Below are 21203 nucleotides of genomic sequence, written 5' to 3'. Positions count from 1 at the left end.
TTACTTTGAATAAAAAATTATTAAATACTGGTGTACAAGATTTTATACGAAAAAATTTAAAGGCTGACATCCTGTCAGTTTCCCTCTCCGGGAGCCCTTTTCCGGACATTGATTCCCGTGAACTGGCCCAGCAGCTCGCAGGCTTGCAGAAGGCCGAAAAAAAATTACCACTGTGGTTTGAAAAAAGGGCAATTTACTATCCTCCCGGCCTGAATCTAGAACAGAGCTCTTCTCAACTTACAGCCGAGTATAAAGCAGCTCTTGTTAGCGGAAAATCACTGCTGGACCTGACCGGGGGTTTCGGGGTGGATAGTGTTTTTTTCAGCAGGCAGGTGGAGTCTGTGCTGTATTGTGAACACAATGCAGAACTGGCTGCAGTAGCCCGGCATAATTTTAAAATCCTCGGTGTTGAAAACATCCAGGTATACGATAGAGATGGTCTTTCGGTCCTGGATGAGATGATCGATAAAAAACAGCGTTTGGATTGGGTTTACGCAGACCCATCGCGGCGGGACTCGGCCAAGCGCAAAGTGTTCCTGCTGGAAGACTGTGAACCGAATATACCCGAAATCCTTTCCCGGGTTTTTCAGCTAAGTCCGAGAATGATAATCAAAACCTCTCCGATGCTGGACCTTCAGGCCGCCCGGCAAACCTTAAGCGGGGTGCGGGAGGTCCATATACTTGCCGTAAAGAACGAAGTGAAGGAACTGCTCTTTCTCCTGGAAGACCAGTGGGAAGGACCCTGGAAAGTGGTTACTGTGAACCTCCAAACCCAGGACCAGACCTTTTCCTTTTATCCGGAAGAGGAACCGGCAGCGGAAAGCAGCTACAGTATGCCATTACAGTATCTATACGAGCCCAATGCAGCCATCCTCAAATCAGGGGCCTTTAAACTGGCAGGCAGCCGCTACGGGCTTCAGAAACTGCATCGCCATACGCATCTGTTTACCTCAGAAAACCTGATTGACTATCCGGGAAGACGCTTTGAGATCAAACAAATAGTACCCTACAAACCTGGGAAACTACCTTTTTCAAAGGCAAACATCAGTTGCCGGAATTTTCCGGAAACCGTTGCACGGGTCAGAAAACGCAATAAAATCTCTGCCGGAGGGGATCAGTACCTCTTTTTTGTTCGCTGTGCAGACGAAAGCTTTCAGGTTATTGAGACCAGTAAAGTCTGAGGATGTGCTACGGGCATTCCCACTTAAAATCGGCTACCGAATAGACAGATGCGGCCTTCAGGTTATAATGCCACCACTCGGTCCGTATAGACCAGAAACCGTGGGCTTCCATCACGCTTTTCAAAAGTCGGCGGTTTTCCAATATTTGGGCAGGTAAAGCCGTGTGATCGTGATGTGCCCGTGGCACGAAAAAATCAAAATCAGTACCCATCTCCAGCACTTCCCCGTCCAGGGTTTCCAGGGTTATGTCTACCGCTCCCCCCTTGTTATGGATAGATCCTTTTACGGGGTTGGCTACATACTGGGGGTTTGGGAAGATTTCCCACATGGCGTACTGCACGCTATTGGGGCGGTAACAGTCAAAAAAACGGATACGGTAGCCCTTGCTTTGAAAAACGGTATTCGCAGCGATAAGTGCACGCGCCGTACTGGCACGGGTATAGCATTCAGCACATTCATAAACTGCCTCCTTTAAAAAATTATTGGCTGTGGCATAGCGCAGGTCATAGGAAAAGGCATCACTGTAATCCGCCAGACGGATAAAAAGACTGTCCGGAAGCGTTTCCAGAGGCGGCAAGGCCGGGGCCTTAACCCGAACCTCAGTGGTGTCCGCTGGGATTGAATCGGCGGGCAGATCCTGAAGGGAATGCTGTTCCCGGGAAGGTTCGCCTTTACAACCGGTCAACTGTAAACTACCCGACAACAGTAACAAGATAAGAACCGCAAAATAATTGTAGCTATTATGCCTTTTCCGCTGAATCATGGGCTTAAAGATAGGAATTCCTTCCTGAGAAATATTTTGCAGGCCGGAGTATTGACCATTTGTGCTTACCTTTAGGTCTAAATCCATATTTCCCTGAAATCTTGAAGAATTATATACGTTTATTCCTGTTATTTATCCCCTTTGCCCTGACCTCCCAGCAGCCCTGGCTCACCGGATTCACCAAACCCGAAACCAACCCGGTATTACAGGCGGATGCAACATACCGCTTTTATTGCCCTGTGAAAAAGGACAGTGTAAACTGGCAGCAGGCCGATGTTTTCAACCCGGCTGCCATCGTCCGGAACGACACGGTTTTCATGCTTTTTCGCGCAGAGGACAACCCGGATGCCAGGCTTGGGGAACGCACCTCGCGTATTGGCCTGGCCTACAGTACCGACGGGCTTCATTTTGAAAAACACCCCGAGCCTGTTTTATTTCCGGACAATGATGCTTTTTCCGAGTGGGATTACCCTGGTGGGGTGGAAGACCCCAGGGTAGTAGAGCTTGAAGACGGCAGTTACCTGATGTTGTATACCAGCTGGAACCAGCAGACCGCCAGGCTCTCCAGTGCTACCTCCCCGGATTTATACCACTGGACCAAACAGGGCCCTGTATTTGAAAATGCTTATGACGGCGCCTTTCTCGATACCTGGAGCAAATCGGGTGCCGTAGTGACCGAACTGAAAAACGGACGACTGATCGCCAAAAAAATAAACGGACAGTACATCATGTACTGGGGGGAACTTTTTGTGAATGTAGCCCGTTCCGGCGACGGTAAGGACTGGAAACCGGAGTGGGATTCTGAAGGACAGCTCGCCAAAAGTTTTTTACCAAGCCCTGGCAAGTTTGACAGTCATCTGGTGGAACCCGGCCCTCCTGCATTGTACACTGAGGATGGTATCCTGCTGATCTACAATGGGAAAAACCTGAGCGGTCCCGGGGCCGGGACAGAAACCCCGGAAGGCACCTATTGCGGAGGTCAGGCCCTTTTTGACCGGGATAACCCTTCCAAATTTATCAAACGCCTTGAAAAGCCCTTTATCTGCCCCAGCCTGCCACACGAACTCAGCGGACAGTACCAGGCCGGGACCACTTTTACAGAGGCCCTGGTATATTTCAGGGATCAATGGATATTGTATTATGGCACAGCTGATTCTATGGTAGGGGTTGCTATTCGGCCCGTAACAGATCACTAGTTTTGGTCTTCAGGGGGTTAATCTTTTACGGAGCTGAGCTGCCTGAGATAGGCCAGGCTCTTCGGGAGCTGCTCTAGTACCGAATCGGACTCATCTTCCAGGAAAATATAGGGAATATCCAGCTCCCCTGCCCGTTTAACAATAGCTGCAATGTCTATTTGCCCCTCCCCCAGAACTACATTCGTATTGACGTCTGCCTGCCCGCTGAAATCACCTTTATATCCCCTTTGCATGTCCTTGAGGTGCAACAGCGGAAACATCTCCGGATACGTATTGAGAAGCTCCAAAGGATCCTGCCCGGCATGCTGTACCCAGTATATGTCCATCTCGAAACGAAAGTGCTCTGCCCTGGAGAGAAATTCGTCAAAGAGGGTTCCGTCCCTGTAGGGTCTGAATTCATAACCATGCGGATGGTAGACCAGCTCCAGCCCTGCCTTTTCGAACAGGGCGCCGGCCTTGTTAAAGACCCTGGCCGCTTTTTCAATTTCAGCCAGGCCGAATTGATTCTGGCGGTGCGGGATCCAGGCGCACATAATAAATTCGGCTCCATACGCCCTGGCAAGGGCAAGGACTTTTTCCGGTTCACGGTCCAGATCCTCAAATGAGGCTCCTACACTTACAGCCTGTAAACCGTTCTTTTTGAGCAATGCCAGGAATTCCGGGAGCGGCATTCCATAAGTGTCCCCACCCTCAATGTACTGAATCTTGTTGCTTTTGATAAATTGGAGTGTTTGTTCAATATCGGATTTGAACTGCTTGCGCAGGCTGTAGAGTTGCAGCCCGATTTTTTGTGCGTTTGAACCCATAGAGCACATACAGAGCCCAGCGAGGATGACAATAAACCAAAAGTTAGTCTTCCCCATTTTACTAATCAGGTCAGCAGATTCCCCTCTTCGTCCCACTCCGCTATGATCCCGCGTTTGCTCTGGTCCACACAACGGGCTTCCCATTCAGGATCGTAGGCCATCCCATGTGCGTCCAGCACGTCCTGTGGGACCCCGTCCCATACGTTGGGCATATTGCCTTTGTACCCCAGATCTTCAATACCGATCTTGGAGGTATAATATCCGCAAACTGTCAGGTTGCGCATCAGATTAAAGAACTGAATCTCCAGCGGGTGGTCTGCCATGGGTAGTTCTGTGTCGTAATAGGCAATGGTGTCCAGCAGGGCTTTTTGCTTTTCGGGTTCCGTAATTTTAAATTCAGTACCAAAGTCCGTATTACTCCGGTGGTCCAGCCACATCAGGCCGCCCCTGAGGGTGGTTTGCAATTCGGGAATGTCTTTGGCCATGAATTCAATAAATTCCGGCACTCCTGCATCAGTAGCCCCTCCGGAAGTATCATTGGGCGGCAGGATCAGGTTAGAAAGCACTGCAATCGTTTCCATCTCATGCGGATTAAAAAAGGTTTCCGCCTGCAGTTCCGCAATGAGTTCCTTTTCTTCCGGGGTTCTTCCGAAAAAGCGTTCATCCACCAGTGCCTGCAGGTCTTCAGCGCCCTCTTCTCCTGAAGGTTTACAGCCGTAAACAGCCAGCCCCCCGGCCACACTTCCCAATAAAATTGATTTTAAACTCGCTCTGCGGTCCATATCAGATATTTTGTTGTTTGAGTTGATCTACAATGTATTCAGAAGCCCTCCAGGAAAGGGCAAGGATAGTCCAGGTACAATTCTTGTCTGCCTGTGAGACAAAGGGGCCCGCATCGGTAATAAATACGTTATCCACCTCGTGCAATTGCTGAAAACGATTGGTTACTGAGGTTTTCGGATCATCCCCCATTCGGGTGGTCCCTACCTCATGTATAATCCTTCCCGGGGTTTCCAGGCCGTAATCCCATTCGGCAGCCGGGGTGCTCCCCAGGGGCTCTCCGCCCATGTTATAAATAATCTCTTCAAAGGTTTGCTGCATGTGCCGGGCCTGTTTTCGCTCGTAATCGGACCATTTGTAGTGAAAACGCAGGACGGGGATCCCGAATTCATCTACCGTGGTCGGGTCTATTTCACAATAGTTGTCCTTGCGGGCAATGGATTCTCCACGCCCCCCAAAACCGACTACCGAACCGTAGTATTTCTTTACATCCCTGCGAAGTTGCTCCCCATACCCTCCGGTTTTCAGGCCAAAGAATTTATTGAAATCATTGGGGTTGAACCCAAAGCCGTAATTGGGCATTCCCATCCCGCCCCATACTTCTATATGGTAACCCCTTGGGAAATCCAGGTTCTTGTTATCCAGCCACCAGGGAGAATACACGTGCATGCCCCCTACCCCGTCTTCGTTGTATATCTTCCGGTCCATCAGAGCCGGGATAAACCCGGCGCGGCTGGCCCCGGTTGAATCGTGGAGGTATTTGCCTACTATATCACTGCTATTGCCAAGTCCGTTGGGATGTTGGGCACTTTTTGAATTCAGTAGGATACGGGCCGAGCTGCAGGCGGAGGCTGCCAGGATCACTACCTTTCCCTTCAGGCTGTATTCCTTGCGGTCCTCCTTATTGATATAGGAAACCCCTGTGGCCTTTCCTTCGGCATTGGTAGTGACCTCCCGTACCATAGAATTCACAAAGAGGTCTACCTGCCCCCTGCTTTTCTGGGCCGGGAAAATCAGGCAGCTACCGGAAGAAAAATCGGCATATACCTGGCAGGCCCGGCTGCACTGCCCGCAATAGAAACAGACCCCACGGTCCTTGTTTATTTTCTTGGTCAGCATAGACATGCGGGAGGGAATTACGGGTATTCCTGCTTTGCGCGCGCCTTTGATATAATACAGTTCGTGCAGGCGGGGTTTGGGAGGCGGCAGGAAAAAGCCGTCCGGTTCATTGGGCAGGTTTTCCCGGGTTCCGAATACCCCGATTAATTTGTCTACTTTGTCGTAATAGGGTTTTACATCCTCATAGGATATGGGCCAGTTATCCCCAAGGCCATCAACATCCTTGTGTTTAAAATCTTTGGGCCCGAAACGAAGGGAAATACGGCCCCAGTGGTTGGTACGACCTCCCAGCATTTGTGAGCGGAACCAGTCAAAACGGGTGCCGTCTTTATGGGTATAGGGCTGGCCCTCTATTTCCCATCCGCCGTAAGCGGCATCCCATTCCCCGAATGCCCGGGTGGTTCCGGCGCCCCGACGCGGGGATTCATAGGGCCATTTCATTTGGGTTTGCTGTTCGGGGTTTTTCGGATCAAAGAAGGGGCCGGCCTCCACTACCGCGACTTTCAGCCCGGCATCGGCCAGTACCTTGGTAGCCATTCCCCCTCCTGCACCGGACCCGACGATGATAGCGTCGTACACCGTGCTCTGTTCTTTAATTTGCATGTTGGTTTGTTCTTTCCTACTAAAGATACAAGCCTTCTGCTGTTTTGACCAGCATTTATTTTAAAATTTTAAGGGGATTCAGACTGGCTGAGGCAGGGTTAAAATAAAATTGTATTACTCGTTCAACTGGGAAAGCGCCTTTTCAACTGCGGTCACAGGGAGTTTGCAACTGTGGTTCTGGCAGACGTAAATATAGGTTTCCCCGGCTACAAAACGCTGGTCGTATAACGGCAATTCAGAAGGTATCTCACTGGCTACTACCAGGGCATTGGGCAGGAAATTCCGGTTCATTTCCGCTTGGAGATCCCTTGCCCGTTCCCCGACAATAGCCACTTCATAATAATTATCCTGCTGTAATAGCAACAGGCTACCCCAGGCTGCGTAGTTCTGAGGGTTCTGTAAAAATCTCCCGCTGAGCAAGCGGAGCATTTCCTGGTGCTGCTGGAGGTAGGCCTTGTCATACTTAAAATGGCCCAGCTTCAGGAACAATTCGGCCAGTACGGTATTTGGCGAGGGCATAACCCCATCTGTGGTTTTTACAATGGCTGCGATGAGTTCATCATCTTTTTTAAACCGGTAGAGCGGAGAATCCGTTTTCCGGAAGCGCGCTTTAGCCTCGGCTATCAGTTCTTCTGCGGTATTCAGGTAAGCCTCATCGGCAGTTGCCTGATAGAGCCTGAAAGCCGCCTGGGTCATATAAGTGTAATCTTCAAGAAAGCCGGGCTGGGTTGCAGCTCCTTTTTTAAAGCTGTGCTGCAGGTCTCCGGAATCATACGTCTGATCCATCACACTGTTAAAGAGACTCACTGCCTCATTCAGGTATTCAGCTTTGTCAAAGGCCTCGTAAGCTGTTACCAGGGAGCTGACCAGCAGGGCATTCCAGGAGGTAATGATTTTATCATCCATCCCGGGGCGGGTCCGCCGGCTTCGCTGTTCCATAAGTACTTTATGCCAGCCGCTTTTCAATTCACTTAATTCAGTGAGCATTATGCCCTGCTTCTGGGCAAAGGCCTGGTCAGACTGGTTGCGGTACAGCACCCAATCTGTGTTGTTCTCGCCGGCTGCCCCTCCAATTCCGTAATAGTCGGCAAAGGTGTCAAACTCCCCACCCAGGAGTGACTTCAGGTCCGCTCCAGACCAGGTATAGTATTTTCCTTCAACCCCCTCACTATCTGCATCCAGGGCTGCATAATAGCCTCCCTCAGGGTTTTTCATTTCCTGCCTGAGGAATCCAAATATGCGTTCTGCCGTTTCCCGGAATTCGGGATCCTGATAAAATTTAAAAGCCCTAGCATACACTCCTATAAGCTGTGCATTATCATAAAGCATTTTTTCAAAATGGGGAATTCGCCATTCGGAGTCAGTACTGTAGCGGTAAAAGCCCCCGCCCAGTTGATCAAAAACCCCCCCCCTGCTCATAAGCTGCAGTGTTTTCCTTAGATGTTCCCGCGCCTGCTGATCCTTTGTGAGGTATGCGTAATCCAGGAGGAAATCCAGGTTTGAGGGCAGCATAAACTTTTGTTCTCCTTTAAAACCACCCCATTGCAGGTCCCATTCGTTTTTCCAGAGTTCCACAGCCCCTGAGATCGTCTCCATTCCGGGGATTCCTTCGGTAGCCGGGGCTTCGATCAGGTTCACTTCTGCGACCCCTTTGGCAACGCGGTCTGCATAATCATTTGCCTTTTGAGGATCTTCCCGGTAGAGGCGGTTGATTTCTGTCAGGACCTGCATCCATTGTTCGGTCGGATGATACGTGCCTCCGTAAAGGGGTTTTCCATTGGGTAAAACCAGTACGTTCAAAGGCCATCCGCCTGAGCCGGTCATCAGTTGTACAGCAGTCATATACACGTGGTCCACATCAGGGCGCTCTTCCCGGTCCACTTTTACGTTTATAAAATTTTCATTCATAAAACGTGCGACCGAATCATTTTCAAAGGTTTCCTCTTCCATCACATGGCACCAATGGCAGGAAGAATAACCGATACTGATTAAAACGAGCTTATCCTCCGCTTTGGCCATCTCCCAGATCTCATCGCTCCAGGCCTGCCAGTGTACAGGGTTTTCAGCATGCTGCAACAAATATGGGCTGGTTTCCCCGGCAAGCATATTGCGCCTGGAATCGGCTTCAGGTCCTTTGCATCCCCAATTCAAACAGCTTAGAAACAGCAAGAGGCAAAGGAGTTTCAGGGAATCAGGGAATTGAGTAGATAGGGCCTTTTTCATAGCAGGCTAAAATACAAACTAATTTGGTACGGGGGCAGGGCTCTGGGCTGCTTTAGTCTGCTGCCCCATCCATTCATAAAGTGCATCGGTAAGGTAGGCCTGTTCCCATACATTATGACCTTCTCCTTCATAAGCTGTAAATTTTACCGGATAGCCCATCTCCCTTAGCTTGGCCACCATCTGCTGCGATTCGGAAAAAGGAATTACAGGATCCTCCGTACCGTGGAATACCCAGATGGGCATGTCTTTGTCGATCCAGGACGCATAGGGAAGCGGCGTCATCCCACAGACCACGGCCATGGCTGCAAAGGTATCCGGAAACTGCACAGCAATGTCCCAGCATGCACTCCCCCCCCGGCTGAGGCCGGTCAGATACAGGCGGTCCCGGTCTACGTGGTTTTCCGACACAACCGATTCCAGCAGCTGCATGACTGCCCGGATATTCCACCATTGCTTTTCGTGAGGGTTTTGAGGTGCCAGCACTATAAAAGGGAAATCCCTGCCTTCATCCATCATACGCGGGGGCCCGTTTTTTTTTATGGCCGCCAGGTCTGCCCCCGACTCTCCCCCTCCGTGAAGGAACAGCATAAGGGGGTATTTAGAGTCAGCGGTTGCATCATACCCGGGAGGGTAATACAAATAATACCTCAATGTTTCCTCTACAGTTGTCTGCTGCTGCCCGAATACCAGCCGAGATTGGGCTTCGCAGCCAGAAGAAATCAATACAGAAAGCAAGAGGAAGCAGCTATTTTTGATCATTTTATCCATGTCCGGTGAAGATATCAAAACTATCCCGAAAAGAAGCCTCTGCACAAATCAATAGTAATTGCGAGTTATTTCTAAAGAGTAAAAAAAATCAGCAGCAAGACTGATGCTTATCATAGTTCAGAATGGAGTACTGTTATAATTTTATTTATGATCCGGACATAAAGGCCCGGCCAAAAATGAAATCGTAACTATAAAATACAGTATTATGGAGCAAGCCCTTCTTTATAACACAGACCTCCATTTCGAGCATAAGCTTTGGAATTCCACCCTTAATTTTTACCTGGATGAACTGAAAATTTTCAATCACCGCCTGGAGGAGCTGGTAGTACGCTATGAGGATCCGGACATTTTAAGGTCGCTGGAACATTTTCAAAATGAATTTATCCTGCACCAGGCGCGGATTGAAGACCTGAAGGAAACCATTGAGGCGCATGAAATCCGAATTACCGGACAATCCTATCAGAAAAAGGAAAGTATGGACCGAATCCTGGTCAGGTCACATTTGGAAACCCGTAAAAAAGTGGAGCAGGAAATGGCAATTTATTCCGACCTGAAGAAAGCATTTTTTGCATTTTTGACGGAACATTATTAAGCTGTTTAACAACCCCAAAATGCGATAAGTCAAAATAAAAAAAGGCTTATGTTCCTGCTGGTAACATAAGCCTTTAACTTTCAGCAATCTCTGTCCTATCCTACCAATGGTGGCCGGTTATTGATAAAAGGCTGGTGGTAATAACGCCTTCCGGTGGCCTTGTACATGGCATTGGCAAGGGCTCCCTGTATAGGGGGCAGGGAGGGTTCTCCAAGCCCGGTAGGGTCAATTCCATTATCCACAAAAAAGGTTTCGATTTCTTTGGGCGCCTCCACATTTCGGATCAGGCGATAGGTATCGAAATTTTGTTGCTGGGGTTTTCCGTCCTCAAAAGTCAGGGCGCTATAGGTAGCGTGCCCGATCCCATCAACTATACCTCCCTCAATCTGGTTTTTGGCACTCAGCGGGTTAATAACAATCCCGCAGTCTACCGCACACCAGACTTTATCTATTTTAGGGGTATTCCCCTGCATACTGAGGTCCATAACCTGAGCCACATAGGAATTGTGGCAGTAATAGGCAGCCACTCCCCTGGCTTTTCCTCCGCTGTCGCTGCCCTTCCAGTTTGCCTTTTCCCTGACCAATTTCAGAACACCGGCATAGCGCTCCGGATCATAATCATTCTTTTCGGGGTCCCCTACCGGGTTATTAATGGCCCGGTCAAAAAGCTCCAGACGGAATTCAATGGGGTCTTTTCCGGCAGCCTCTGCCACCTCGTCCATAAAGGCCTGTTCCGCCCCGGCAATAAAGTTGGATCTCGGTGCCCGCCAGGCCCCTGTGGTTACATTGGAAGACAGGCCGGTTTTTTCAGCCAGATAGTTTTCCACTGCTCCTGCAGGAAAGCGGTTTTCAAAAACCAGGTCGTCATTGGTTCCAGCTCCTCTTACGTGCCAGGCGATTAGATTGTCATTTTCATCCAGCGCGGCGCGGTACTTTACCATATAGGAAGGACGATAGGTACCCTGTGTCATATCATCTTCCCGGGTATAGACCAATTTGATGGGTGCCTGCATCTTCTGGGATATTACCGCAGCTTCTACGGCAAAAGTCCCATAGAGACGGCGGCCGAAACCACCCCCCATCCGGGTCATCATAATATCGATTTTTTCCTTGGGCATTCCCAGGACAGATTCCAGAGTCATTTCCAGAAATTCCGGGGTTTGGATAGGGCCCAATAATTCTGCTTTATCCGGGGTCACATGGGCAAAAAAGTTCATGGGTTCCATGGTGTTATGTGCCAGGAAGGGCGCGCTGTAGACACTTTCCACGACCTTCGCTGCCCTGCTGAAGGCTTTCTCCACGTCCCCGTCTTTACGGGCCGGTTTCTCCGGAGCTTTGCTAAGAAGGTTGGCAAGGGCTTCACGATGATAGGCACTGCTTTCCGGTTCGGAGGCCTGCTCCCAGGTTACCTGCAGGGCCTTCTTGGCCTGCATGCATTCCCAGGTACTGTTCCCGACCACCACGGCCAATTCCGGGATTGCTCCCCCGTCTGACCATTGCCTTTGGGCATCTTCAGGATAAGCCACAATCGGGAAAACATCTTTGATCCCCGGCATGGACTTGATCCCTTCGGTCTGTATCTCTTTTAATTTCATCCCAAAGGCAGGCGGATGCACGATCATAGCGATTAACATGCCCTCCCTTTGTATATCCAGTCCAAAAAGCGGTTCCCCTGTAACGATCTTCGGTCCGTCTACATTTTTGCGGTCTGTTCCAATTATCTTATAATCTTTTGATTCCTTCAATTCAACCTCTTCGGGAATTTCGAGTGCTGCAGCAGCGGATGCCATTTCCCCATAGCCGGCAGACTTTCCACTTGCCTTGTGGTGTAACATTCCTTCGGAGGTGGTAATCTCATTTACCGGCACTTGCCATTGGGCAGCGGCGGCCTCTTTCAGCATATGACGCCCGGTAGCGCCTGCCATCCGGAGTCCGTCCCAACCCTGGCGGATAGACTGGCTTCCTCCCGCCAACTGTCTGGTAAAAATATCCGTATTTAGCGGAGCCTGCTCCACAATGACATCTTTCCAGGCAACATCCAGTTCTTCAGCCACAATCATGGGCATGGCCGTTTTCACATTTTGTCCAATTTCAGGGTTTGGAGACATAATGGTCACCATGCCGTTATCACCAACCTTCAAAAAGCCGTTAAGATCATACCATTCTTCGGGCAAGGTCGCTACCTCCTCAGGAGTCATTTTACAAGATGCCAGCCAGTTGAAACCTAAAACGAGCCCGCCACCGGCCAGGCCGGTATTCCGGATAAATGCCCGTCTTCCTATTTTTGTTTTTACAAGTGCCATGGGATACTATTTTTATGAGTTCGCTGCAGTCTTCACCGCTTTTCTGATTCGTATGTAGGTTCCGCAGCGACAAATATTGCCGTTCATTGCCATTTCTATTTCCTCATCCGTTGGATTCGGATTTTTTTCAAGCAAGGCTGCTGCTGTCATAATCTGCCCCGCCTGGCAGTAACCGCACTGCGGAACATCCACTTCCAGCCAGGCCTTTTGTACCGGGTGGTCCCCGTTTTCAGACAAGCCTTCAATAGTTGTGATTTCCTGGTTCCCAACAGCCGATACCGTTAGCATACAAGCCCTCACGGCTGTACCATCCAGGTGAACGGTACAGGCGCCGCACTGGGAAATGCCGCAGCCGTATTTGGTTCCAACCAGGTTTAACTGGTCTCTCAATACCCAAAGAATTGGGGTGTTTGGATCCACGTCTACCTCCCGACGTTCTCCATTGATGTTAAGTGTAAATGTTGCCATGATTTCAAAATTCCCATTAATTTAATGGTTTTTTGAATAATATGACGCGGGGGGTTCAATCTTTTTTTAAAATAAAATATCCACATCCTTCAGATAGAGGATTTTAGCTTTTTAGTGCTTTCCGGTCTAAAAATCCTTTCGCCTGGCAATGCGCACTATACGCCAGATTGGTATTACAGTCCATAAAGAAAGGGCGGTTAAGGAAAGGGTGAGCCCCCATTGGGTTCCAAAGAAGTTCTTAAAGACGGCTCCTGTATACCCCATCAGGGCCGAAATATCCAATTCTAAAAGAATCAGTATACGGGCAAGATCTATTGGATTGATAAGGGTGGCTGTAAGTGAAAACGTATCCAGAGGATATTCCTTAAGGATTACCAGGGACAATAAAAACAGTCCGTCATAAATCACGGCGAAAAAAAGCCACATCAAAATCGCAAAACCGAATCCTTTGATCTTATTTTCATTTTTCAGGGCAATGGTAAAGGCCAGAGCTGTAAAAATTAGTGTTAGAAATAGTCCGTTTAAAAGTAGCAGACCAAAATCTGCAACAGCTCCGCTGCGCAATAAGCCATAGGCCAAAAATGGGATGCCAAGACCGAGTAAGAGGCTTAAGTGAAAATACCAACCTTGCACTGCCCAAAGCAGTGCGGTTTTGTTTGACGCGTAGATTTATTTACCAGGATTACCTTGCGGTGATCCTTTGTGAAGGATAATCTCTTGGCCTTTGGCTATCAGAACCGCACCGTTGAACCCATTGGAGGCAGAAGCTGATAAATAATTGTCTAACCTATCAACCAATCCTAGGCTTTTTGATTCATTGTTTAAAATTTGTCCTATTGATTTTGATTGGGCAACCAAAGCCATCAAAATGACTACATAGATATTTTTCATATTATTGATTTAAAAATTTGACTTCTTTTAAAAGACCGTCCAATTGATTCCTATCCAACCACCTTATTCCGATATTGTATCGAAGAGCACATCAGCGTTTACCCAATAAACTTCTCCTTTTTCAACTCCTGCCCATCCTTTTTTCTCAGGGTTATTATATCTTCTGGAGTAAATAAAATATTTTCCGTCAGCAGTCATATAGGGACTATAATAGCGCCAATTGCTGTCATAATTTAATGGTATTTCTCTTGGTTTGGACCATCCACTTTTATCTTTAAATGTTATTTGAAATTTACCTTGCCCATTCGTGACAGCATATCGTTCATCCGGTGAGGCATAGGTTATTAGTTCATTTTTATCTGACTTAATGTTTACTATTACAGGGTTTTCAAATTTTTCATTTCCTAGATATTGTGCGCGATATGTGTTCATTCCCCCTATATCACTTGGTCTATTTGAACGAAAATATAAACTCCCATCCGCTACAACTACAGGGTAGGTTTCTATGTATTTAGTCGAAATCTGAAAATCAACTTTAGAGGCCAATTGCCATTTACCATCCACTTTTTTACTTATATATATATCTGGTGGGATAGTGTAAAGTTCTTCGCGGGTAACATCATTTTTATAAAGTTTAGGGTCTACACCTAGAAAATACATTGTCTGTCCATCTTTGGTAATCGTAGGGTCACAAGCAACTGAAACTAGGACACTGTCGTCATACAACTTAATGGGTTTAATGTTAGACCACTCGCCATTAATTAATTCAGAATGATGAATGACAAAACTATTGTCTACAATTCTTGAAAAGAACATTTCTGTATGATCATAATTAAAAACTACATTCAGTTCGATATTGTCAGTATTAACTAGTGATGGCGCAAACAATTCTGGAGTTCTAAATGGAGGGTTTTGGTCGAAATACGAAATGCTGCTACTCTTACAGCAAAAAAGAACTATAATTAGTATAAAAAGGGATAGATAGTTATTTATTTTTTTAAAATTATTTCTCATCGTTTTTTGTTCAGTAACCTAAATTATTGTCCATTTTTATTTAATACGTGTTACAACAAGTGACGGATAAAAATCCCAAAATTTTTCTGTCTTGTTTTATTGGGGCCATAAAAGTCGATATTAAAACCAAAGCCCAAACTGGTTTTTTGGAATGAAAGTCCCGTACGTAGATATAGGAGACTTCTTTCGTGAAGAGTGTTGTCTAAATTAATATTGAAGATTCCTTGCACTCTTGTATATAACATTAATGAATTGGTTATCCTTGGTTTAAACTCGACAATACCAATGTTTTGTAAACTAGTATTTTCTGCAAAAGCAATACTCGGGCTTACAACAAACAACCATTTTGGATTTGCAGTTAAGAATTGAAAGCCAGCATAAGGAACAATACCCTTTAAAAAGTGATACTGCAAACCTGCTGTGGCAAATAGCTTGTTAATTAATTTATAGGTTAATGCGCTGGAAAGAACAAGTTCATTGAGACCGTTTTCGTAATCATAAGGAGTAGCAACAGTAATTACACTGAAATAACCTAACTTATTGTTGTTTCCTAATCTAGAATTTAAAATTGACAAATAATTCACCTTATTGTCGCCCACCATTGTTTCTAATGAAATAGAAGATTTTTTATGTTCTTTTACAGAGGTGGTTTTGCCATTTTCTTGTAGTGCTAATACCAAAGTATCCGTTTGTTGTTGAGAAAATATAGCAGTTGTAAACATTAGAAATAGGATTATACTGCTTCTTAATTTATTATTCAATATTCAATGTTGTTATCGGATGTTAATTCAACTGTTATATTTAATTGTAAATCAAAGAATCTGCAATCATTTCTACAATTGCTTAAACATCTTCTAAGATTGCTTTTCTGAATTCATTATACTTTGATTTTAATGTTTTATTTAGCTCATAATTTTTCTTTTTATTACTTGCTCTTACATTATATCCTTACGACATTAGGGAATAATGATTCTTGCATTCCTTTCTAACTGTTTCTTTGCATACTGAATAATTTCAGGTTCTGCACTTAAATAATTCCCTGAGTTGAACATGGGTTTTGGATCATATTCAACCACTAGTTGAGCAGCTTTAGCGTCCTTTTCCCCTTTTAGTTGCTTTGCAAGAAGCAAGGCCATATCTATTCCTGAAGAAACACCTGCTGAAGTTATATACTTCCCTTCTTCAACAATTCGTTCTCTGGTTGGAAGGGCACCCAGCTCAGCAAGTAAATTGATTGGTTTCCAATGAGAGGTGGCTTTTTTATCTTTTAATAAACCTGTTGCGGCTAATATTAAAGAACCGGTACAAACTGATACCGTTTTCTGTGTAGTAGCATCTATATCTCGAATCCATTGAAGTACTTTTTCATCTTTCATTTCTTTAATAAATGATATTGAAGATCCGGGTATCAATAATACATCAGCTTTATTAACTTCCTCTATATCATATTTTGCATTAAGATGAACCATTTGACTATCAGCAATAATTTCACCTTTTTCCTTAGCTACAAACTTGATGTTTACTCCTTTTAAGTTGCGCAATATTTCATAGGGGCCTATTGCGTCTAGCATGGTTACTCCATTATATATGTATATTGCTATTTCCATTATTTCTCACTTTCTTTTTATTAAAATTAATTGACAACCAAATAGTTAAGCCTGATCGTTAGTTAGCTGCTTTTTTCCACGTAGATTGAGCTGCACCCACTATGATTTTTTTCACAGAAGAGCCATCCTTATTCATAATGTAAATACCCCAGTCTCCATTGTTGTAGTCTCCATTCCTATTTGTATTTGATCCAAAAATGATTTTGGAGCCATCTGGAGACCAGGAAGGATACCAATCGTCAACCGCATTATGTGTTAAGCGTTTTTGGTTGGAACCATCTATGTTCATCACATAGATCTCATGGTTTCCATCTCTGTCAGACATAAAAGCTATTTGTTTACCATCAGGAGAAACCTCAGGGTGCTGCTCCTCAGCCCCACTATTTGTTAACTGGATGATTTTGCTGCCATCAATAGTTGCTATGCTTATCTCGCTTTTGTTATTTTCAGACTCTGAGTGAAAGACGATTCTGCCGTCTGGTGCAAAATGAGGACCACCGCCTTTGAGTGATTTTATTTGAGACTGTTCGCTTCCATCTGAATTCATAATCCAAATTTCCGGATGCCAGTTATTGTCGGTGTCTCTATATTCTCTTGAAAAAACTATTTGCTTACCATCAGGGGACCAAGTTGGCGAGTTATCCCATTTGTTTTTTTCGTGGGTTAATCTTTTCCAATTTGTTCCATCACTATTTATGGTATGGATCGACCATGTTTTCCTTTCATCATATTTCGCGTAAAAAGCGAGATGTTTCCCGTTGGGAGACCAAGCTAAATATCCGCCACCACTGGTAGGTGGATTTGTTATTTGAGTTTTTGATTTCCCTTCAATATTGGTTAGATAAATCTCTCCATCAATAGTATACGCCCCAACATATGAAGTGCGTTGCTTGATTCGTTCTCTGAGTAGATTGAAATCTATCCAATAGATGTTTCCTGTTTCTTCCTCTTTGCTGACCATCCCTCTATGGAAAAATAGATACTTACCATCCGGAGAAACACTGGCTGTAAATTCACATAGTTCCGTATTAACCAATGGTCCTAGGTTTTGAGCTTTACTCCAGATACCATTATTGTTAAAACTGATATATAAATCACAACTTCCATGTCCTGTCGTTTCACTTTTTCCATCAAAAATGATATAGCTTTCATCAGGAGCAATGTAGGAATGGGCGATAGACTTTAGCCCTTTTAAGTTTACTTCTGGCCCCAGCTTATGAATACTTTTATAATTGCCATTTTCATTGATCGAATGATAAATACCTTCATCTTTAAATTCTCCATTTTCATTTATCCAGGAAGTAAAATAAAGATTACCGTTCTCAGCAGAAGTCAGGTACATTACAATTCGATTTAGAAAGGGTTTATCCAAAGGTGCAGGCTGGCTCAAGCCGCTTTCTGTTTTCTCACAGTACCACTGGTGCAATCCAGTACTTTTTGATGAATCTGGCAATGGGCGTAAACTTCCAAAGTAGAGCCGATCTCCTGTTGGATTAATATGAGGCTCAAAATCCCAACCTATTTCCGCTTTAAAGAAGGCTATTTCCGGATCGGACCAGCTCCCGTTAACCAATCTCGAAGTATAGATTTCATTGTCAGAATCCGCCTTTCTGCGAGTAAAGAATAGTTCATCCATTTCCGGATTGAATGTGATGGCGAACTCAAAGGCATCCGTTGAGATTATACCAGGGGCAAACACAAGGGCTGAATCAGTCGGTACCTGAACGCTGAATAACTCAGGATTGGATTTGTGGGATACGGTACTTTCACTAGCGCCACAGGAAGAAAAAAGTACGGCAATAATGGTTAATAGTATAATAGACCTCATGTTGTTTATTTGTTTGTTTTAGATTGTGGCCAACTGTCTTAAATCCGTTAATATTTAATTTCTAGATTTTAAAAAGGGCAGGTGTGAAACGGCAATCCAGAGGAAAGCAAGGCCAAATCCCAATATGCCAATATTGATGCCTAACAATGTTTTTTCGCTACCGTCCAGGTATTTCATGGATCCGCCGTATGACCCCTTAATCATAAATGCAACAAGGAAGCCACCCATGACGAGTAGACTTAAAATTGCACTTAATTTTGTGTCTTTCTTGACCCAAAGCAGCCAAAGACATAAAAGACCTATACCTGAATTGGTCAGCAACTGCCATACCTCGTGAATCTTGGCATGGGGCGTCCAATCCGGGTTAAATACGTGTGTATCATTTATCTCCAAGAAAGGGACAATGAAAGCATAAAGCACTATGCTGAATGTGATGGCATATTTTTTCATAATTTCTATTGATTTATATCGAGATATAGGTCTTCTTGTCTAACGAGGAGCATATAAAAACTCACTTGCTGCTAACCCCATTTTAGAATAGTTATGTCCAACTCCAGGAATAACTTCTATGCTCCAATTAAATGGGCATCCCAATTCATTTGCTGTTTGTTTGGCTCTTTCAAAGAAATACTTTCCACGTGCAAATCGATGGCTACCTTGTTTGTCTGCACTTTCAGATATTAAAAATGTTCCGCCGGTTTCATCGGCATTATCCATTTCACCTAGAAAAACCACCAATTTGTTTTTAAATGATGTGGATAGTTTTTTCGGTGTTAAAGGGGTTTCGTTAATGCCAAACGGGTAAGAATATTTTGTTGTAGGTAGAGTGTAGAAACTAGCATTAGACGCTAATATTCTATTGACTTTGTCACTGTGATAGAAGAGACCCATTCGATGCAGCACATGTCCACCTGCAGAGTGTCCAAATAGGTCGTAGGTTGTTTGGTGACTTCCGAGAGTCGCCACAGCTAAGTCAAATATTCTATCAAATTCCCCAAAAAGCCATTTTTCTGAATCCTGAATAATTGGGAATTCTAAGTTGGCTTCATCCAACATTACTTTATTGGTATTTTCAACTCTGGAAACATATTGCATTAAGTTGGACGGACCAGTGATTCCACCCAAATGATAATCTTCAAAACTGTAGTAAAGCTCATTGAAGGATGGTGAAAGAATTAGAACATTATATTTCTCAGAAGCCTCAATCCATGAATCTCGGTAATCATCACCATTACGGCCAGCACCGGGAATTACCATTAGTATTTTGGAGTCCTTTGAAAAGCTTTGAGGTTTGTAATAAAATACGCGTATTTTCTTTGATGAATCTCTCGAATCATTTATCAAAAAGTTTCCGGAACCTTCTTTGATTTCAATCTGGCTGGAGACTTTTTGACTTCCCTGAATTAGTTTCATGTTGCACACATGACAACTGCCAGGTTGCTCAAAGCTTAAGGTGTCACAAGCCAGGTTGCATGGTACGCACACATATTGTGAATTACCTTTTGTGTAGAAGAATAAACTAATAATGAATACGGTTAGTACTCGATAATTAAGAATAGTTTTTAGGTCCATAATGTCTTTCTTTTGGTTTATTATATTCTAAAGTTCTCGCTCAAAAAGCTCACTGGTCGATTCTTTTAAATTCGCATTTGGAATGAATTGGTCAGAAATTGTTGCTATCGCATGTAGATTATTTCTCAATTCGTCTAATTTTAACTGACCCGGATTCATAGCTGTTTGATATAAGTGCAAAGCCATGTCGGCCAATAAATACCGCTGTTTCTCCTCCCAATTCTTGCTTCCCTTTGCAGCCATTAAAGCTAAATATGAACCCTCCACTTGGTCATGCAATTTTCGGCTTGTTTTTATTGCTGTTATTTTTTCTTTTGAAGTCATTTTTTTAAAAATTCAAAAAGGTTCAGGGAAACTTCCTCATGAATGAATCCTTTACTCTCAATTCCTGATTCAGTAAACAATGGAGTATTGGATTAATTACTCAGTGTAAAATTCACTTATTATTAGAGAAGATTCTTGACACTTAAAGCCAAAGTTTTGACACTTTACGCCACATTAATTTAATTCTAGATTGATTTAACCGGCGCTTTTTTATGAAGATGGAGAAAGAACCGAGTCATTATTGTTTTGATACATTGTTGCCAATTGCATACATGTATTTTATACATCACTATTTTATCAAGTTCGATAACCAGAGCACACTCCGAACTGCCGTCATGGGAAAGGCAGTCTTGTGGCTGCCTTCAATAATTTCTTGAGCCAGAGATAAATTTTTGTCATTTCTACTTTTCAGCAGATTAATGAATTTCTTGACATATTGCCCCAACTCCACCTCCAATGAGCCATATGAAATGAAAACATTGGTGTTTAGCCCTTCATTAAAAGTTTCATTGGATTCAAGCGAAGAGAAGTAAGGAATCTCTCCCTTCAGTGATGGGCTACCTAAAATATAATTTTTAAAGGTACTGGGTTGGGTCAGTAATATATAAGCACCAAACTTACCCCCAAGGGAATAGCCAAAATAGGTGGACTTGTCCGGGTTTGTTCTATAGTTGTTTTCAATATAGTTAATTACATCGTTACGAATAAAGTCAAGATGATTACTAGCTTGTCCAAATTGATATTTTGCTTGATGCTCTGGATTGTTTGATTTCCTAGTTGAATAATCTCTGAACCTACTTGCATGTACTCCTAACGCACCTAATTCTCCATTTAAACCTTTTTCCCAAGAAACTCCAACTAAAATAGCCTCTTCGATTATGTACGCTGCAGAACCTGATAACATTTCGATGTGCCACATGGCATCTGTGAAATAAATCACGGGATATATTTTCTCCCTGCTTTCTATATATTTCTCTGGTAGTTTAATGTAAAGTTCATATTGTCTCCCAGTTTTGGTGTCTTTTATAGGAACAACATGAATCCGGGGTAATTCTAAATAAGACTTTTCTAAAGTTTGTGGATTATTTTCTAAACCATCATCAGATTGCGCTAATAAGGTTGATATGGTAAAGAAATAAGCAATGAGCCAAATGAATTTCTTCAT

20 protein-coding genes and 1 pseudogene are annotated in these 21203 nt (G+C 44.5%); 3 read left to right on the top strand and 18 right to left on the bottom strand.

The features are described 5' to 3' along the window. The first annotated feature begins 5 nt into the window (after nt 1-5). Entirely contained in the window at nt 6-1181 is a 1176-nt protein-coding gene (locus tag ACT6NV_RS12425; protein WP_445384763.1) for a THUMP-like domain-containing protein, read from the top strand. A gap of 7 nt (nt 1182-1188) precedes the next feature. On the opposite strand, the gene ACT6NV_RS12420 is transcribed toward ACT6NV_RS12425, so the two are convergent. Next, nucleotides 1189-2031 (bottom strand): M15 family metallopeptidase, encoded by an 843-nt coding sequence (locus ACT6NV_RS12420; protein ID WP_445384762.1) that lies wholly within the window; start codon nt 2029-2031, stop codon nt 1189-1191. Nucleotides 2032-2045: 14 nt separating this feature from the next. Between ACT6NV_RS12420 and ACT6NV_RS12415 the strand changes: the two genes are divergently transcribed. After that, complete coding sequence (locus ACT6NV_RS12415) at nt 2046-3140, top strand: glycoside hydrolase family 130 protein (RefSeq protein WP_445384761.1); 1095 nt, start codon at nt 2046-2048, stop codon at nt 3138-3140. 17 nt (nt 3141-3157) lie between these two features. On the opposite strand, the gene ACT6NV_RS12410 is transcribed toward ACT6NV_RS12415, so the two are convergent. The 5 genes from ACT6NV_RS12410 to ACT6NV_RS12390 form a co-directional block, all read right to left on the bottom strand. Next, nucleotides 3158-3946 carry a sugar phosphate isomerase/epimerase family protein gene (locus ACT6NV_RS12410; RefSeq protein WP_445384760.1) on the bottom strand — a complete coding sequence of 263 codons (789 nt, stop codon included), beginning with the start codon at nt 3944-3946 and terminating at the stop codon, nt 3158-3160. Nucleotides 3947-4011: 65 nt separating this feature from the next. Next, on the bottom strand, nt 4012-4728 hold the full coding sequence (locus ACT6NV_RS12405; RefSeq protein WP_445384759.1) for a gluconate 2-dehydrogenase subunit 3 family protein: 717 nt from the start codon (nt 4726-4728) through the stop codon (nt 4012-4014). Nucleotide 4729: 1 nt separating this feature from the next. Next, a complete protein-coding gene (locus ACT6NV_RS12400; protein WP_445384758.1) occupies nt 4730-6448 on the bottom strand; it encodes a GMC family oxidoreductase in 1719 nt (572 codons plus the stop codon). Nucleotides 6449-6562: 114 nt separating this feature from the next. After that, nucleotides 6563-8671, bottom strand: coding sequence for a thioredoxin domain-containing protein (locus ACT6NV_RS12395; RefSeq protein WP_445384757.1), 2109 nt, complete (start codon nt 8669-8671; stop codon nt 6563-6565). A gap of 18 nt (nt 8672-8689) precedes the next feature. Further along, the gene (locus ACT6NV_RS12390; RefSeq protein ID WP_445384756.1) at nt 8690-9439 is read right to left on the bottom strand and encodes a carboxylesterase family protein; all 750 of its coding nucleotides are present in this window, start codon (nt 9437-9439) and stop codon (nt 8690-8692) included. A 205-nt stretch (nt 9440-9644) separates the two neighbouring features. On the opposite strand from ACT6NV_RS12390, the gene ACT6NV_RS12385 reads away from it, so the two are divergent. Then, nucleotides 9645-10031, top strand: coding sequence for a hypothetical protein (locus ACT6NV_RS12385; RefSeq protein WP_445384755.1), 387 nt, complete (start codon nt 9645-9647; stop codon nt 10029-10031). A gap of 95 nt (nt 10032-10126) precedes the next feature. Here the strand turns inward: ACT6NV_RS12385 and ACT6NV_RS12380 are convergent, their stop codons facing one another. The 12 genes and pseudogenes from ACT6NV_RS12380 to ACT6NV_RS12325 form a co-directional block, all read right to left on the bottom strand. Further along, nucleotides 10127-12334 carry a molybdopterin cofactor-binding domain-containing protein gene (locus ACT6NV_RS12380; protein ID WP_445384754.1) on the bottom strand — a complete coding sequence of 736 codons (2208 nt, stop codon included), beginning with the start codon at nt 12332-12334 and terminating at the stop codon, nt 10127-10129. Between the two features lie 12 nt (nt 12335-12346). Continuing rightward, the gene (locus tag ACT6NV_RS12375) at nt 12347-12802 is read right to left on the bottom strand and encodes a (2Fe-2S)-binding protein (RefSeq protein WP_445384753.1); all 456 of its coding nucleotides are present in this window, start codon (nt 12800-12802) and stop codon (nt 12347-12349) included. Between the two features lie 126 nt (nt 12803-12928). Then, nucleotides 12929-13414, bottom strand: a pseudogene (locus tag ACT6NV_RS12370) (ABC transporter permease); the annotation flags it as partial. A gap of 57 nt (nt 13415-13471) precedes the next feature. Next, nucleotides 13472-13693 carry a hypothetical protein gene (locus ACT6NV_RS12365; RefSeq protein WP_445384752.1) on the bottom strand — a complete coding sequence of 74 codons (222 nt, stop codon included), beginning with the start codon at nt 13691-13693 and terminating at the stop codon, nt 13472-13474. Nucleotides 13694-13756: 63 nt separating this feature from the next. After that, nucleotides 13757-14707, bottom strand: coding sequence for a hypothetical protein (locus tag ACT6NV_RS12360; protein WP_445384751.1), 951 nt, complete (start codon nt 14705-14707; stop codon nt 13757-13759). Between the two features lie 50 nt (nt 14708-14757). Further along, nucleotides 14758-15429, bottom strand: a complete 672-nt coding sequence (locus ACT6NV_RS12355; protein WP_445384750.1) for a hypothetical protein — start codon at nt 15427-15429, stop codon at nt 14758-14760. 234 nt (nt 15430-15663) lie between these two features. Beyond that, nucleotides 15664-16314 (bottom strand): DJ-1/PfpI family protein, encoded by a 651-nt coding sequence (locus ACT6NV_RS12350; protein ID WP_445384749.1) that lies wholly within the window; start codon nt 16312-16314, stop codon nt 15664-15666. A gap of 58 nt (nt 16315-16372) precedes the next feature. After that, nucleotides 16373-18142 carry a hypothetical protein gene (locus tag ACT6NV_RS12345; RefSeq protein ID WP_445384748.1) on the bottom strand — a complete coding sequence of 590 codons (1770 nt, stop codon included), beginning with the start codon at nt 18140-18142 and terminating at the stop codon, nt 16373-16375. 54 nt (nt 18143-18196) lie between these two features. Then, the gene (locus ACT6NV_RS12340; RefSeq protein WP_445384747.1) at nt 18197-18592 is read right to left on the bottom strand and encodes a hypothetical protein; all 396 of its coding nucleotides are present in this window, start codon (nt 18590-18592) and stop codon (nt 18197-18199) included. A 39-nt stretch (nt 18593-18631) separates the two neighbouring features. Next, a complete protein-coding gene (locus tag ACT6NV_RS12335) occupies nt 18632-19555 on the bottom strand; it encodes a hypothetical protein (RefSeq protein WP_445384746.1) in 924 nt (307 codons plus the stop codon). 186 nt (nt 19556-19741) lie between these two features. Next, nucleotides 19742-20038 (bottom strand): hypothetical protein, encoded by a 297-nt coding sequence (locus tag ACT6NV_RS12330; RefSeq protein WP_445384745.1) that lies wholly within the window; start codon nt 20036-20038, stop codon nt 19742-19744. Between the two features lie 289 nt (nt 20039-20327). Beyond that, a complete protein-coding gene (locus tag ACT6NV_RS12325; RefSeq protein WP_445384744.1) occupies nt 20328-21203 on the bottom strand; it encodes an alpha/beta hydrolase in 876 nt (291 codons plus the stop codon).

The organism is Robiginitalea insularis, from assembly GCF_052497835.1.
This window is presented reverse-complemented; position numbering and strand designations above follow the sequence as displayed.